Origin of the sequence: Devosia enhydra, from assembly GCF_900119845.1 — a bacterium.
Lineage (GTDB): Bacteria > Pseudomonadota > Alphaproteobacteria > Rhizobiales > Devosiaceae > FPKU01.
Window position 1 is genome coordinate 549735 of record NZ_FPKU01000001.1, and the last position, 15270, is coordinate 565004.

13 protein-coding genes are annotated in these 15270 nt (G+C 64.9%); 5 read left to right on the forward strand and 8 right to left on the reverse strand.

The genetic code is table 11. The features are described from left to right. Positions 1-79: 79 nt before the first annotated feature. From BT183_RS02745 to BT183_RS02775, 7 genes are all read right to left on the reverse strand, one after another. Positions 80-1099, reverse strand: coding sequence for a LacI family DNA-binding transcriptional regulator (locus BT183_RS02745; protein WP_072341429.1), 1020 nt, complete (start codon positions 1097-1099; stop codon positions 80-82). Positions 1100-1221: 122 nt separating this feature from the next. Further along, positions 1222-2463, reverse strand: a complete 1242-nt coding sequence (locus tag BT183_RS02750; RefSeq protein WP_072338863.1) for an NAD(P)/FAD-dependent oxidoreductase — start codon at positions 2461-2463, stop codon at positions 1222-1224. A 61-nt stretch (positions 2464-2524) separates the two neighbouring features. Beyond that, positions 2525-3574 carry an alpha/beta hydrolase family protein gene (locus BT183_RS02755; protein ID WP_072341432.1) on the reverse strand — a complete coding sequence of 350 codons (1050 nt, stop codon included), beginning with the start codon at positions 3572-3574 and terminating at the stop codon, positions 2525-2527. Between the two features lie 13 nt (positions 3575-3587). Then, positions 3588-5003 carry an amidohydrolase family protein gene (locus tag BT183_RS02760; RefSeq protein ID WP_072338864.1) on the reverse strand — a complete coding sequence of 472 codons (1416 nt, stop codon included), beginning with the start codon at positions 5001-5003 and terminating at the stop codon, positions 3588-3590. 10 nt (positions 5004-5013) lie between these two features. Next, positions 5014-6222 (reverse strand): amidohydrolase family protein, encoded by a 1209-nt coding sequence (locus BT183_RS02765; protein WP_072338865.1) that lies wholly within the window; start codon positions 6220-6222, stop codon positions 5014-5016. Positions 6223-6242: 20 nt separating this feature from the next. After that, complete coding sequence (locus BT183_RS02770) at positions 6243-7412, reverse strand: M24 family metallopeptidase (RefSeq protein ID WP_072338866.1); 1170 nt, start codon at positions 7410-7412, stop codon at positions 6243-6245. Positions 7413-7561: 149 nt separating this feature from the next. After that, positions 7562-8725, reverse strand: coding sequence for a M24 family metallopeptidase (locus tag BT183_RS02775; RefSeq protein WP_072338867.1), 1164 nt, complete (start codon positions 8723-8725; stop codon positions 7562-7564). A 342-nt stretch (positions 8726-9067) separates the two neighbouring features. Between BT183_RS02775 and BT183_RS02780 the strand changes: the two genes are divergently transcribed. The 5 genes from BT183_RS02780 (at position 9068) to BT183_RS02800 (ending at position 14291) form a co-directional block, all read left to right on the forward strand. Further along, positions 9068-9883, forward strand: coding sequence for an ABC transporter ATP-binding protein (locus BT183_RS02780; RefSeq protein ID WP_072338868.1), 816 nt, complete (start codon positions 9068-9070; stop codon positions 9881-9883). Next, positions 9880-10665 carry an ABC transporter permease gene (locus tag BT183_RS02785; protein WP_072338869.1) on the forward strand — a complete coding sequence of 262 codons (786 nt, stop codon included), beginning with the start codon at positions 9880-9882 and terminating at the stop codon, positions 10663-10665. The genes BT183_RS02780 and BT183_RS02785 overlap by 4 nt, the downstream gene beginning before the upstream one ends. 43 nt (positions 10666-10708) lie before the next feature. Continuing rightward, positions 10709-11806, forward strand: a complete 1098-nt coding sequence (locus BT183_RS02790) for an ABC transporter substrate-binding protein (protein ID WP_072338870.1) — start codon at positions 10709-10711, stop codon at positions 11804-11806. Positions 11807-11990: 184 nt separating this feature from the next. Further along, entirely contained in the window at positions 11991-12947 is a 957-nt protein-coding gene (locus BT183_RS02795) for an NAD(P)-dependent oxidoreductase (RefSeq protein WP_072338871.1), read from the forward strand. 42 nt (positions 12948-12989) lie between these two features. Beyond that, on the forward strand, positions 12990-14291 hold the full coding sequence (locus tag BT183_RS02800) for a M24 family metallopeptidase (RefSeq protein ID WP_072338872.1): 1302 nt from the start codon (positions 12990-12992) through the stop codon (positions 14289-14291). Between the two features lie 8 nt (positions 14292-14299). Here the strand turns inward: BT183_RS02800 and BT183_RS02805 are convergent, their stop codons facing one another. Then, positions 14300-15028 (reverse strand): hypothetical protein, encoded by a 729-nt coding sequence (locus BT183_RS02805; RefSeq protein WP_143145634.1) that lies wholly within the window; start codon positions 15026-15028, stop codon positions 14300-14302. Positions 15029-15270 lie beyond the last annotated feature (242 nt).

The window sequence follows — 15270 nt, forward strand, 5'->3', positions numbered from 1 at the left end:
CGACAGCGCGCTGCGCCGCCTTTAACTTTGTTAACATCTCGCGTCTTTTGCCGGCGCTTCACGCGACGGTGACCTGTGCTCAGCGCGGCAGGGCCCGTGTAGAGTTACGGATGACCAGTTGCACGGGCAGCACGACGTGTCGGGGCTCGGCCTCTCCGTCGATCATCGAAAGGGCAAGGCCCCCGGCCTCGACGCCCATATCGTATTGGCGGATCTGCACCGTGGTCAGGGGCGGCTGGATGCGGTCGACCATCGGCATGTCGTTGTAGCCGGTGACGGAAATATCCTCGGGGCATCGCAGGTTGCGGCGCCCCAGCGCTGCGATGACGCCGACCGCGAGGCGATCATTGGCGCACATCACCGCGGTAAAACTGGCGCCGCGCGCGATCAGCTCCTCGATGCAGTGCTCGCCCTCGGCTTCCGAATAGGCGCTGGCGATGACCGTCAGGCCCGGTTCCACGGCGATGCCCAGGCTTTCGCCATGGCGCCGGAAGGCGCTGAGCCGTTCGGCTCCTGTTGAAACAGCCTGCGGCCCGGCGACGAAGGCGACGCGCCTGTGTCCCAGGGACACGAGATGGGTGAGGGCGCGGAAGATGCCCTCGTCTTCCATGTGCACCACCGAGCTGACGCGCTCGTCATCGATGCGGCGGTTGACGGTCACGACAGGCGTGCCGCTGCCAAGGGCCTCCTGCACCGCATCGTCTTCGCGATTGACGCTGGCGAGGATCAGCCCGTCGATGCCGCGCGAGATAAAAGCCTGCACCAGTTCACGCTCGCGCGCCATGTCGCCATCGGTATTGCCCAGAATGGCGTAATAGCCCTTCTTGAGCAGCGTCGCCTCGATGCCGCGGATCATCGGCGGAAAGATCGGGTTGGCGATGTCGGGCACGATGACGCCGATGGTGCGGCTGCGGTTGGTGCGCAGCGAATAGGCCGCCGCATTGGGCCGGTAGTGCAGCTTCTGGCTGGCTTCTACGATGCGCTGCACGACCTTGGGGTTGATAAGGTCCTGCGTGCGCGGATCGAGCGCGCGCGACACCGTGGAGGGATGAACGCCCACGGCTTCGGCAACATCCTTCAATGTTACCCGCTTTCGCATCACGTCACTTTCCGCGCTTCCGTTACGCCTGGCGATATAGCCGATCCTGCAAACGATTTCCATTAGGGCAGCTGCGGTGAACCGCCGCGACCCGCAAATGGAGAGCCGTCACTATGCGGGCCTCAGAGAAAACGGTCGGGCAGAAAGGCCGTGAGGTCTTCCGAGGTCTTTTCGCCGCTGATGGCCTCGGCCAGAAGCTTGCCCGTCGTGGGTCCGAGCGTGAAACCATGATGAGCATGGCCGAAGGCGAGCCACAGGCCCTTTTGCGACGGGGCCGGACCGATGATCGGCTTCATGTCAGGGGTGCAGGGCCGCGTGCCAAGCCACGGGACGGGATCGCGGCGTTCCGCCAGCGGAAGAATGCTCCGGGCCATCGCCTCGGTGCCATCGATCTGCTTAGGATGTGGGGGCGCGTCGGGGCGCGCGAATTCCGCGCCGGTCGTCAGGCGGGCACCGCGCTGCATGGGCGAGATCAGATAGCCCACTTCGATGTCGAGCAGCCAGTTGCGCAGCGCCGTGCCGGGCTCCATGCCGTAATGCATGTGATAGCCGCGCTTGGCAAAGAGCGGCAGCCGGAGGCCAAGCGGGGCGATCAGCCGGCCCGACCAGGGCCCGAGCGCCACAACCACATGCGCCGCGGTCTTTTCGCCACCCTCGTGACGGATGCGCCAGCCGGTGCCCTGCCGCTCAAGCCCGGTGATTTCACTGGTCTCGATCCGGCCGCCGAGGCGCTCGAACAGCGCAGCATAGGCCGAGACGAGCCCTCCGGGATCGGTCACCGTCCACGGGTCGGTCCAGTGCAGGGCGCCGGCGAGCGACTGACGCAAGTCGGGTTCGGCTCGGGCGAGGCCGGCGGCGTCGAGCTTGCGATAGCCCACGCCGACCGGGGCATATTTTTCGTCCGCGAGCCTAAACGCACGATCGCGCGCTGCCTCGCTGCGGAAGATCAGCATCCAGCCATCCTTGCGGATCAGCTTTTGTGCGCCGGCTTCCGCGATGAGTTCGGCATGATCGGCGACAGCGCGGCGGATGAGCGGGGTGTATTCGCGAACGATCTGCTCATAGCGATCGGGTGCCGAATTGCGCCAGTAACGCACAAACGGATCGGCGAGCCCGGGAAGGGCGCCGACCTCGTAGCGCGTGTCGAGCCGCGCGCCGATGGCGGTGGACCAGAGATCGGCGATGGTGCGCGGAAAGGCGCGTGGCCTGATGCCCTCGGCCTGGATGATGCCGGCATTGCCGTAGGACGTCTCCTGACCCGGCGCCTTCCGGTCGATCAGCAGTACGTCGTGTCCGCGACGGCGCAGATGCAGTGCTGTCGATACGCCGATGATGCCGGCACCCAGAACGATCACTTCAGGCATGGCTTGGGTACTCTGGATGGGGAGACCGGCGGGAATGAGACGTCATGGCGCGCAGTGATTTCTACCGATCCGCAAAGCGGTCGCCAAGCCAGTCGGCAACGAGCGGCCGATAGACCCAGGGAATGTTGTTGCACACATGATTGCCCTCGGGCAGCACGTGGAGGTCAACCCGGCCCGAACAGGCTCTGGCGCTCGCCTCGGCCTCCGAAACGGGGAATATCTTGTCCCGCCCGCCATGGATGATGAGCGCCGGGACCATGATCGGCGGGGCATTGGCGATGGTGAAGCCGGCGGCCGCACCTAGAACGTCCTCCGTACCCAGCGCGAAGCGCAGATTGTCGCGATAGACCTGCGGCAGCGCAGGCGCGAAAGCGCCGAGATCGGCAAAGCCGTTGATGGAGACGACCGCGGCCAGATCGGGCAGGGCGGAGGCCGCACGCAGCACGAGATTGCCCCCGAACGCCATGCCGACCAGAGCGACCTTGCCCGATAGCCCGCTTTCGCCCTTGAGCCTCTCGAGCGTTGCCGCGATGGCGGCCGTGATGTCCGGGCGCAGGGGGCCGAACAGCCGCCCCTCGCCCTGGCCGGGGCCGTCGAGCGAAAAGGTCGCGATGCCGCGCGCAAGGAAGTGCTTCTCGAAGTTCGGGAATTCCTCCTTCGTGGAGTCCGAGCCCGGCACGATGAGCGCCAGCGGCGCAGCGTCTACACCCACCGGGCGCCGCAGGTAGCCGGTGAGCGCCGCCCCTTCGAAAGGAATGCCGACGGGCTGGGCCGGCGGATCGAGCAGGGGCGCGGCGCGGCGATAGATGGTGCATTTGCGCTCGGCCGCCGCGGCCTTGGCCGCGAGATCTTCGAACGCCATGAACTGCCCGAAATGGGCGCAGGCTGCGGCCCGTGCATAGGCCTCGCCGGCCGTCACGCGCCAGCCCTTGGCCTCGGCGTCAACGGCAATGGCCTCGTTTCGGTCGGCCTCCTCAAGCCAGGCCGGAAGCCAGCCCGCCCAGTCGCCGGCCCTCGTGATCACCTCTTTCGCCGTAGCCGAGGGAATGCCGGCCACCTCGATGCGGGGCAGCCAGTGTTCGACAACGCTCAGGAGCTTGCTTTCACTCATCATCGCCGTCCTTTCACGCCGCGTTCTGTGGCCAGACGGGCTCGGCCCGGCTGATCAGCCCACTGCGAGTGTTGATCGCGTCGGCCCGCTCGCGCGCTTCGGCGACGATCAGCGCCGGGTCGATGCCGGCCGTGAAGCGCCCATCGTCATAGGCAGGTCGGCCATTGACCAGAACCAGCCGCGCATCGGTGCCATTGCTGGCCATGACGAAGGCCGCAATGGGATCGGTAGCGAGCCGCTGGCTTGAGCGTTCGCGGCGATAGAGCACGAGATCGGCCCGTTTGCCTGGCTCGATCGAGCCGAGCCAGCTTTCGATGCCCAGTGCCCTGGCGCCGTTGATGGTACCCATGCGCAGGGCCTCGCGCGGAGACAAGGCCGTGGGAGAGCGATGCCGCAGGTTCTGGAAGAGCACGACGGCCTTCATCTGCTCGACCATGTCCATCGAGTAGTCCACAGCCGGTCCATCGGTGCCGAGCGCGCAGACGATACCTTCGCCCAGCATCTGCACCCAGGGGCCGATACCGCCGGCCCGGATCGCTTCGGACGTCGGGGTGTAAACCACGGACGCGCCCCGGTCGCGCACGATGGCGATGTCCTGATCGGTGAAGTGGATGCCGTGGATCAGCAGCCAGCTGTCATCGAGAACACCGAGGCGATCGAGATATTCCACGTCGCTGCGTCCGGTGACGCGCTTGTATTTGAGAAAGCCCATCGCCATCGAGAGCGTGCCGCCCGAGACATGCGAGGCGATGCGCAGCCCGAGGTCGCTTGCCGCTTTGTGTCCCGAGATCACCAGTTCATCCGAGCTGCGGCCGGCCGCCGTATGGTGGGCGTTGCATTCGATCATCGTGGCGGCGAGGTTCATCTGGCCGGGCCCCCGCGAGAAACGCTCGGCCAGAAGCGCGAGATTTTCGGCGGCTTCGGCCGGGCCGAACGGATGGTCGGCAAGAACCGGTGTGCGGATCTGGTAGGCGATGCCATGGACCTGACGCAGGCCGAGATCGGAATTGGGCGGCAGCGGGCCATCCACGTCGAGTTCGAGCGAAGCGCGCGCCGGATGCAGAAGCGCCGTTGTGGTGCCGGTGCGCAGCATTTCGAGCGCACCGATCCGCATGGCGGCGACAAAGTCCGCCCCCTCCATGGCCTCGCGCGAGCGCGACGACACCTGTCGCGACCACGGCTCGAGCAGCAGCCCCTCGGCGATGCCCTTCATCATGTGCATGTAGTCGTGCTCATGCAGGTTGATGAGCCCGGGCGCAATAAAGCCGCCTTCGGCATCGGTGGTGAGGTCGAACGCACCGTGCGGGCAGGCCGACATCGGGCCCACCGCCGCGATGCGCTCGCCCTCGATCAGCACATAGCCGGGGGAAAAGACCTCGTCGCTGGCGTTGACGGTAAGCACGCAGGCATTGGTGATGAGGTGACGCATCGGGGAACTCCTAAGCCCTGGCCAGACCGGGGCGACGGGCGGCGGCCGAGGCTCTCGCCCTCTCGTGCACGACCCTGCCGGCGCAGAGCACGAGGGCGGCATCGGAGGGCTTGGCGCAGGTGATGAGGCCCGAGATGGGCTTGGCATGGACGCCGAAATGATAGCCGCGCATGTCGAACGCGGCGATGTCGGCGGCAAGGCCCGGCGCAATGGCGCCCACCATGGAGTCTCGCCCGAGGGCGCGCGCGGCATTTACGGTCGCCATCTCCAGTGCGCGTTCGGCCGACATCGAAAGCACATCGAGCGCCAGCGAGTTCTGGCTCATGATGGCGTATTTCATCTGCTCGATCATGTCGGTGGTGAACGATCGGCCGGGTCCGTCCGTCCCCAGCCCGCAGGTCACGCCGAGGCGGGCGAGGGCGGAGAGGTCGGTCGTTCCGGTGCCCGATGCAGCCTCTGCGACGGGCAGGCCGACAACGGCGCCCCCGGATTCCTTCACCAGCATGCGCCCCATGTCGTCGAGCCCCAAAGGGCTCACGACGATCCAGCCATCGTCGAGCGCGCTCATTTCCATCAGGTGCTGCGCCGTGGAGCGGCCGATTGCAGCGCGGGCGGCGAGCATCTGTGCTTCGGTGGCACCATCTGGCCAGAGGCGCGACAGGACCTTGAGGCCACGCTCGCGGGCTGCGCGGCACGCGGCCCAGATCGTTGCTTCGGTGGCGCGCCCCTCGCGGCGAGCCAGCAGGTCGGTCTCGACCAGCACGAGGTCTCCCGCTTCGGCGGCCGCAGGGTCGGACACGGCCATTACCACTCTCAGGCCCGAGGCAGCCATGGCCTCGCGCACGGGGCCGGCCTTGTCGCTCGCGCCGACAGGCAAGGTGGCCACGACGGTCGTGACGCCGCCTGCAACCAGCGCCGCCCCGGCTAGGGATGCGGCGCGCTGGTGATCCTCGACGCTCAGTGCCGCGCCGGCAGCCTCAGCGGGCGCGCCTCCGGGAAAGAGCTGAGTCCACGGGCGGTGGTAGAGATCGATCAGCCCCGGCACCACGATATGGCCCCGCAGGTCGAAGCGCGCGGCACCGGCGACCTCAGGACAGGCCGACAGCGGGCCCACAGCCGCGATCTTGCCGGTATCGTCGGCAAGAACGAAGCCCGGCTCATGGATCGTGCGCCGGGCATCCATGGTGACGACATAGCCGTCGGTAAGCAGAGTGGGCATGGCTTCAGGGCCTTCCAGCGTCAGGCAGGGATGCGGGTGACTTCGGCGGGGTGGGTGTGCACCCTCTCGAACCCGGTTTCGGTGATGATGCCCATATCGCCCAGCTGCATGCCGCTCTTGCGGTCGAGCGTAACCGGATTGGGCTGGATGACGAGCGTGGTGTTGGCCTCGAGCGGCTCATCGAGATGCTCGGGCGGCTTGAGCAGATGCGGCACGCGCGGCGGCAGCAGATCGACCCCGAAGCCGTGTGCCAGCCCATCCACCGTGGTCATGCCGGCCTTGCCGATCTCGAGCCCGATCTCGTAGAGCGTGCCCAGCGTCGTGCCGGCCTTGATGGCGCCAGCAAGCGCATCATAGACCGATTTGGTGACATCATAGATGCGCTCATAGTCGGGCGTCGGCTCGCCCACGAAGAAGGGCCGCAGGGTCTGCGAGCAATACATGCCGTAGCTGACGGTCAGCTCGGTATTGATGACGTCGCCGGCCTCGATGCGGCGCCGCGACCACAGCTGGTTGGGCACGCAGGCATCGGAGGCGCGGGTGTTCGTGCTGCTGAGATAGAGGAAGGTCGGCTCGCAATCGGCGTCCCAGGCGGCGTTCTCGCTGATGATCTGCAGGTCGCGCTCGGTGATCCCCGGGCGAATGGCCTCGCGGAGCGCTTCCATCACGGCATCGCAGCCCTTGGCGGCCTTGCGCTGATAGGCCAGTTCCTCGGCGCTCTTGCGCGAGCGCAGGCGCTTGAGTGCTCCTGTCATGTTAGTGGTCTGGAGATCGGGCAGGGCGGCCCGCAAGGCGTCCATCTCGGTATAAAAGAACGAGCCGGCCAGCCCGATACGCGCCGTCGCAAGGCCGCGCGACTGCAGTTCGCGCGCAATGATCACCCCGGCGCCCGGAACACGCGGGGCATCGCGAGTGTCGGCGATGCGGCTGAGCTCGATGGCATTCTGGTGGTGGTTATGCGCGGTGCTCCAGAGCACCGGCTCACCCTCGCGCGGGATCAGCAGGAAACTTTCGTGAAAGAGCGCCACCTCGGCGAAATAATGCACATCGGCCTGGTAGTGGCGCCGGTTGGCGGCATGGCCGCAGATGACGAGGGCGGAGACATCGCGCTCATCCATCAGGGCCCGGGCTGCCTCAAGGCGCCGCGCCATCTCGCCATCGCTGAACCGCGGATATCCGATGTTGCTCATAGGTTTCCCTCCTTGCCCTTGGCCTCAGACCTGCCCCTTGAGGGGAAATTGTCTCCGGGGTCCCGCTCCGCCCCCAAAGGCGAGACCCCGGAGCGCTCCAACGCGAAACGGATGCCGTTCGCCGTCTGGAATCGCGACAGAAGCAAGCTTCAGAGCCGGGTGACGTCGGCCGGATAGCTATGCATGATTTCGAAGCCGTCTGCCGTCACCAGCCCCATATCGCCGATCTGCATGCCGGATTTCTCGTCAGGCGTCGCCGGATTGGGCTGGAGAACCACGGTCGTATTGGCTTCGAATACATAGCCGGCCGGAGATGCGGGGCGGAAGCCCTGCGGCAGTGACGGGGGCTGGATGTCGACGCCAAAGCCATGGCCAGCGCCATCCACCGTCTTGAGCCCCGCGTCCTCGATCTGGCGGGTGATGGCGACGAGCTCGTCGGCAGCGACCCCGGCGCGGGTGGCCGCGCACATCTCGCGATAGGTCTTGATCATCACGTCATAGATGCGCTGGTAGTGCGGGGTGGTCTCACCGACAAAGAACGGCCGCAGGATCTGCGAGCAATAAAGCCCGTAATTCACGGTGAGCTCGGTGTTGATCACGTCGCCCATCTGGATCTTGCGGCGCGACAGCAACTGGTTGGGCACGCAGCTGTCGGAATTGGCCATGGACGTGCTGTTGAGATAGAGGAAAGTCGGCGAACAGCCCGCATCCCAGGCGGCATTCTCGCTGATGATCAGGAGCTCGCGCTCTTCGATGCCGGGGCGGATGGCGGCCTTGAGCGCGTTCATCACCGCATCGCAGCCTGCTGCGGCCTTGCGCTGGTAGACCAGCTCCTCGGCGCTCTTGCGGGTGCGCAGCAGCTTGATCGGCAGCGACAGGTCGACCATCGCCATGTCCGGCAACAGCTCGCGGATCTTGTCGACCTCCTGGTAAAAGAAGGTGCCGACCATGCCCAGCCGGGCTTTTTCGTAACCGCGCTTGCGCAGTTCTTCGGCGATCACCTTGCCCGAACCATCCTTGCGCGAGGCCTTGCGCATGTCCGGAATGCGCGACAGCTCGCTGGCATTGGGGAAGTGATTGTTGTGCGTGGTCCAGAACACCGGCTCGCCGATGCGCGGCAGCAGCAGGTAGGATTCGTGGAAGGTGGCGACTTCTGCAAAATAATGCACGTCGGCCTGGTAGTGTCGGCGGTTGCCGCTGTGGCCGAAAATGAGCAAGGCTTCTACGCCGCGCTCTTCCATGATGGCACGCGCGGCGGCGTGACGCCGATCGATTTCGCCTTGAGAAAAGCGCGGATATCCTTCGGTGCTCATGGCTACCGTCCCTGTTCTGCATGAAGTCGAGGTGCAGCGCCCGCTGATTTAACGCAAGCGATTGCATAATCGGTAGCACGCGTATTTGCGCTTGGCAACGCGCTTGATCGCTCAGTGCAAGAGGCTGAATTCCGTAGATTTCTTTGCTCATGTGCCGAGATTCGAAGGTAAAGGCGGCGCTGATCCGACTTTCGGACTAGGCAGGTTGGCGTGCTCCCGCAAAATCGGCGATTGACAGTCGCCAAATGCCAACGCAAAAATGCAATCGATTTCCAAAGCCAGTCGCGTCCCGTCGGGTCGTGATGCGGGCAGGGAAGCAGTACGGCGCTTTTGTGAGGGCAAATGGCGATCGAGCACAGCGGGGGACCGGCGGGCGCGTCAGGCGCTTCGGCCATTTCCATCAAGGGGCTGCTGAAGCGCTACAAAGCAGCGGGGCGGGAGGACATCCTCGCGCTCGACCGCACCGATATCGAACTGGCCGAGGGCGAGTTCGTCGCGCTTGTCGGGCCCTCGGGCTGCGGAAAGTCGACGCTGCTCAAGATCCTTGCCGGCATCCAGCCGCCCTCCGAGGGCGAGGCGCTGATCAAGGGCGAGCGGCTGACCGGCCCGCGTCCGGATGTCGGGGTGGTGCTGCAATCGCCGGTGCTCTTCCCCTGGCGCACGATCCTCAAGAACGTCATGCTGCCCGTGGATGTGCTGCGCCTCGACAAGCGCCGCTATCGTAGCGTGGCGCTTGAGCTCCTGAAGCTCGTGCAGCTCGAAGGCTTCGAGGGCCGGTATCCGCGCGAGTTGTCCGGCGGCATGCAGCAGCGCGTGGCGATTGCCCGCTCGCTGATCAACGATCCCTCGCTGCTGCTGATGGACGAGCCCTTCGGGGCCCTCGACGCGATGACGCGCGAGCGGATGAACGCCGAATTGCAGCGCATCTGGATGGAGCGCCGCAAGACCGTGCTGCTCATCACCCATTCCATCCCCGAGGCGGTGTTTCTTGCCGACCGCGTGCTGGTGATGTCGCCGCGCCCGGGCCGGATCATCGAGGACATCCGGGTCGACCTCGAGCGGCCGCGCCCGATGAGCATCATGGGTTCAGCCGATTTCGCCCGTTATGTTGGGCATTTGCGCGGACTTCTTCACGCCGAGGGAGGGATCGACGGATGAGCAAGGTCAAGGACACCGCGATCTCGATTGCGTTTTTCGCCTTCACCATGGGCGCCTGGGAACTGAGCACGCGCGCCTTCAACGTGCCCAGCTATGTGCTGCCCCCGCCCAGCGCCATCGCCATGGCGCTCTATCGTGGGCTTTCGAGCGGCCTTTATATCCGGCATCTCGGCTTCACCCTGCAGGCGACGCTGACCGGCTTCGTGCTCGGTAGCATCCTTGGCATCGTGCTCGGCGCTCTGGTGGCGAGCTACCGCTACTTCGAGATGCTCGTTTATCCCTACATCATCATGTTCAAATCCATGCCGAAGGTGGCGCTGGCGCCGCTCTTCGTCCTGTGGCTGGGCCTGGGCATCTGGAGCAAGATCGTCAGTGCGGCGATCCTCTGTTTCTTCCCCCTGATGATCAACACCATCGCCGGCCTGCGTTCAGCCGACGAAGACCGCATCAGCCTGATGAAATCGCTCGGCGCGAGCCGCTTCCAGATCTTCCTCCATCTGCGGCTGCCGAGCGCACTGCCCTTCATCATGGCGGGCCTCGAACTGGCCGTCGTGCTGTCCCTGATCGGTACGATCGTCGCCGAATTCGTGGGCGCCCGGGCAGGGCTCGGCACCCTCATCCAGAACATGAGCTCTAACATGGACGGGGCCGGGCAGTTCTCCGTGCTCGTGCTGCTCTCGGCCATCGGGCTCACCATGAACTACGCCGTTCGCCGGCTCAAGAAATGGGTCCTCTTCTGGGATCCCTCGACCCGAACCGACGAGTCCGGCGCCTCCATCTAGGACCATCTCCAGACGTCACACTGTCATAAAGGGGACTACGCCTATGCTCACCACCGCCTTCAACCGCCGCTCCGTGCTTGGCCTTATGGGCGCAGGCGCCGCATCTCTGGCGCTGCCGATGCCGGGGCTGCGCGCCCAGAGCCTCGAAAAGATCAACTACATCTTCGCCTTCCCGGCGATCTCCACCATCGTGGCCAACCAGACCTCGATCCCCAAATATTACGGTCTCTTCGAGAAGGAAGGGCTCGAGGTCGAGCAGAACGTCTCCTCGGGCGGCGCCTCCACCGCCATCCAGCTCGTCACCAGCGGTGACCAGCAGGTCGCTTCGGGCTCGATCGACCAGACCCTGGTGCGCGCAGCGGCCGGCGAGGATCTTGGGCTGACGCTGTTCTACAACCAGATCCGCCGCAACAACACGACGCTCGTGACCAATCAGGACAGCGACGTCCGCACCATCGCAGACCTGCGCGGCAAGACTGTGGGCGTGCAGTCGCTGGGCTCGGCGCCGGAAAAGACCCTCCGCATCGTCCTGCGCGACAACGATATCGACCCCGATACCGAAGTCACTTTCGTCGCGGTCGGCATCGCGGCACAGGCGCTGCAGGCCCTGCGCGGCGGCGAAGTCGACGCCTATGTGGCGGCGCTTGGCACCGTCTCGACCATGGAAGCCCTGGGCGAGAAATTCCACTACCCCGAAATGCCGGCCTATCTGCGCGAATCCATCGGGCCAGGCCTCTTCACCCGCCGCGACATGATCGAGAGCCATCGCCAGCAGCTGGTGGGTATCGGCCGGGTCGTCGCCAAGTCGACGGTCTTCGTGAAGGCCAACCCGGAAGCGGCCGTGCGCATCCACTGGCACGTCTATCCCGAGCAGGTGCCTCAGGGCATGGGCTTCGACGAGGCCCTGGCCAACGCGGTTGATGGCCTGCGCCGCCAGATCGACCTGCTGGAATTCCAGCCCAATGAGACCGTCCGCAAATACGGCTTCATGTCGGATGCCGCGATCGACCAGCTCAAGCGCATCCAGGGCGCTGAAGCGGTGGATTCCTCGCTCTATTTCTCGAACGCGCTGGTCGACGAGATCAACGATTTCAACGTGAGCGAAATGGAAGCGCTGGCCAAGAACTTCACCGGCGTCTGACGCCGGGCTGCCGCTTGCGGCGGCGCTGATCGTACAGGCCGGCGGAGCGATCCGCTGGCAGCTCGGCGCGCGGCCGGATCCAACCCCTTCTTCACACCACAGTTCAGGCGGGTCGCTTGCGTGACCTGCTAGCCCTTCCGGCTGCGCCGGAGGCACCTTCAAAGACACAAGAGGACAGCAGAAAATGTCAAATGGGAGCGAAACGATCGGCTGGATCGGCCTTGGCCGCATGGGCAGCCCCATGTGCGAGCGCCTGATCAAGGCCGGCTACACGGTAAAGGTGTGGAACCGCACCCGCGAGAAGGCGCTCGGCCTTGAAGCCATGGGCGCAACGCTCGTCGACCGTCCGGCCGATCTCGCCGATGTCGATGTGCTCTTCACCATGGTTTCGACGGGCAAGGACCTGACCTCGGTCTATTTCGGGGAAAACGGTGTCGCCAGCGGCGCGCAGCGCCCGAAAATCTTCGTCGATTGTTCCTCCGTCGGTCTCGAAGAGGGCGCGGCCATCCGCCAGCGCATCACCGAGGGCGGCTCGGCTTTTCTCGCGGCGCCCGTGTCGGGCAATGGCAAATGCGTCAAGGCCGGCAAGCTGAGCCAGGTTGTTTCGGGCGGCAAGGCCGATTTTGAGACCGTTCGGCCGATGCTCGAGGCTATCGCAGCAAATGGCGTCTCTTATGTCGGGGAGGGCGAACTCGCCCGCATCTGCAAGATCGCCCACAACGTCTTCCTTGGCGTCGTCACCCAGAACCTTGCCGAGATCACCGTGCTGGCCGAACGGGTGGGTGTGTCGCGGCACGATTTCCTCGCCTTCATCAACAACTCGGTGATGGGCTCGATCTTCACCCGCTACAAGACGCCGGCGCTGGTCAATCTCGATTGGACCACCACCTTCACGCCCGAGCTGATGCGCAAGGACATGGATCTCGGCCTCTCGATCGCGCGCAAGCTCGATGTCGCGATGCCGGTTTCTGCCGCCACGCGCGAGGCCATCCAGACCCATTTCGGCGCCGCCAGCCTCAAGCCCGATCCCGCCGCCTATCTGGCGCAGGATTTCGCTGCCGTGATCGAGACGGTCGCCCTCCAGGCCGGCGTGACGCTCGAAAGCGAGAACCGCAAGGTCGCCTCCGGCCTCGAGACCTGATCCACAAAAGCCCGCCACTGCCGCGATGCCGAGGAGACATCGATGAATACCACCGCGCTCAGCCCCCGCATCCTGCGGCCTGCCGACATGGACCCCAACTGGCGCTGGGACAAGCGCATCCCGGCGCTGGGCCACACCGCCGTCGATTTCGAGCGCCGCGTGGATCACGATCGGCTGCGCCGCTATCGGCTGAGCCGGGCCAAGGCGGCGCTCAAGGGGTCGGGGCTGGGCGCGCTGCTGCTCTTTGACGTCAACAATATCCGCTACGTCACCGGCACCAAGATCGGGGAGTGGGAACGCGACAAGATGTGCCGCTTCGCGCTCCTGGCGGGCGATGAAGAGCCCTATGTCTGGGATTTCGGCTCGGCGGCCGTGCATCACCGCCAATATTGCGACTGGCTAGATCCCGAGCACTGCCGCGCCGGCGTGGTCGGCATGCGCGGCACCATTCCCCCGAGCTTCGGGCTGATGAAGCATTATGCCGAGGAGATCTACGGGCTCCTCAAAAAGGCCGGCGTCGCCGACATGCCGGTCGGCGTCGACTATGCCGAGACCGCGATGTTCTTTGCGCTTCAGGAGGCGGGGGTTCGCGTCGTCGATGGCCAGCAGGTGATGCTGGGGGCGCGCGAGATCAAGAATATCGACGAGATTCAGCTGCTCAATCAGGCCGCCTCGATGGTGGACGGCGTCTACCACATGATCTGGGAGGAGCTGAAGCCGGGCGTGCGCGAGAACGACATCGTCGCGATGGCCAACAAGATGCTCTACGAGATGGGCTCGGACGACGTCGAGGCGATCAACGCCATCGCCGGCGAGCGATGCAACCCGCATCCGCACAATTTCACCGACCGGCTCTTCCGTCCCGGCGACCAGGCGTTCTTCGACATCCTCCAGAGCTACCAGGGCTATCGCACCTGCTACTACCGCACTTTCAATGTCGGGCGCGCCAAACCTGATCAGGTCGATGCCTATACCAAGGCGCGCGAATGGCTCGATGCGGCGATCGCGATGATCAAGCCCGGCGTCACCACCGACAAGGTCGCAGCCGTCTGGCCGACGGCCGAAAGTCTTGGCTTCCCCAACGAGCTGGCGGCCTTCGGCCTGCAATTCGGGCACGGGCTGGGGCTGGCGCTGCATGAGCGCCCGATCATCAGCCGCGCCGTCAGCCTCGAGAACCCGATGGTCATCGAAACCGGCATGGTTTTTGCGCTCGAGACCTATTGCCCGGCCAAGGATGGCTATTCGGCCGCGCGCATCGAGGAAGAAGTGGTGGTGACCGACAAGGGGTGCGAGGTCATCAGCCTGTTCCCCGCCGAGGAACTGCCCATCGCCAACCGATACTGAGACAAGCCTCAGATGCGGCGATAGAGCAGGGCGTGAAAGCGGTTGAGCAGCCAGTCCCTGGCGCTCAGCCGCGCGCTGTGCTGGGCGGGCGGTATCACGGGAATGTCCGGAGTGATCTGGCAGGCGAAATCAGCATAGGCCGGAATGGTCTTGCGGAACTCCCCGAAGCGGTTGCCATAAACGCCGGCGCGCTCGACCCGCGTGAAGGGGAGCGTGTTTTCGATCACCTTGCGCCGGAAATGCACCTCATAGTCGAGCCTCCCAACCTGTCTTACGGCGTCGAACTGGTCCGCGCAGATCACCTGTATGGCCGTTTCGGGCATGAAGTGGCGCGGACACCAGTACGCCGTCCAGCCCGTATTCGTGCGTGCTATCTCCTGCGCCATGCGCCGCGAGACGATATAGGCGTCGGATTCGATGTGCAGGACCTTGTCGTGGCCGAGCGCCTTGGCGATCTCGACAGAGTAGCAGAAGCTCCGAAGCCAGCCCTCGAAGTCGCGATCGGTAATGCCCTTATGCGTTTCGAAGGTATAGATCGCGACCTTCGACGTTTGCGCCGCCCCACTATCAGCAGAAATTACTTCAATCGCCGGAAGACTGGGCAACCACGGCGACGCATCGTCGATGAAGGCGAATTGCGCGTCGGGGAAGAGCGCGAGATTGTAGTCCAGCCATCGTTCATAGCGGCTTTGCCATGACCGCTCGTCGCGGACATAGCTTGTGCAGAAAATCAACATCGCGACTGCGCCCCCGTGCAGAACCATGACAAAGAAGGACTGAAGATCTCGATATAAGTTCACCAGTCTTGGAAAAGCAGTTCTTGCTCATTGCATTGCAGGATTGCAAGAGCAAGTTATGCCGCAGCGGGCCGTCGCTCCGGGCGAGGTGGGCCCCGAAACGCAGCGGAAATCGCGCGGATCCCTGAGATTGCGCCATTCTGCGCTTTGCATTCGGCCGGCCGCGACACTATGGTGCGGCC